1 protein-coding gene is annotated in these 769 nt (G+C 58.9%); it reads right to left on the reverse strand.

The features are described 5' to 3' along the window. Positions 1 to 72: 72 nt before the first annotated feature. Positions 73 to 769 (reverse strand): MerR family transcriptional regulator (locus A3754_RS23695; protein WP_063521518.1); only part of this gene is annotated, 697 nt, incomplete at its 5' end.

Below are 769 nucleotides of genomic sequence, written 5' to 3' on the forward strand. Positions count from 1 at the left end.
GGCACGGCATTTCAAAAACCTGAGGCTTGCCCCGCGCTTTGCAACTTTAAACTTTAAACTTGTAACTGCTTTTCAGATATTCTTTTCCATATGCGCCAGCACGTTGGCCAGGCGATCGACGAGAATCTTGTTGATGCTCTTTTCCAGTACCCGGCCCAGTTCATCGCTGACCACGGCATCCGCCAGCGGGCGAATGCGGGTGATGAAGTCGGCCAGCTTGGGCACGTCTTCGCCTTCCGGGAGGGCTTCGTCGCCGTATTTCTCGTCCACCAGGTGGTGGATGATCATGCCGATAAAGCGTTCGGCCAGCTTGTCCACTTCTTCGCGGACCAGGCTCACATGGGTAAGCACTGCATCCAGCGGCACGCCGGCTTCGCTGAGTTCCTTGCCGGCGTTGTAGACGCGCGGGTAGGGCAGGCGCAGACGCATGCCTTCGGGGATGATATAGCCGAGCTTGACCGCCTTGGTCATCACTTCCGGGGTGATGTCTTCACCAAAGTCATCGAGCAGGTCCTGGTAGTCCACGTAGGAGGGGACGCTGGGGTTCTGCCAGGAAGTAACGGCCACTTCCAGGCCGAGAATATCGTTGAGCTCGCGGCCCTGTTCCCAGGCGCTGAGCAGGTCGCGGATGTTGTTGAGCGTGTAACCGCGCTCCAGCAGGGCGCCGATAATTTTCAACCGGGCCAGGTGCACGTCGGTATAAATACCGGTGCGGCCGCGCTTTTCCGGGGGCGGAAGAATGCCGCGATCCTGGTAGGCACGCACGTTA

Source organism: Alcanivorax sp. HI0083 (genome assembly GCF_001635175.1).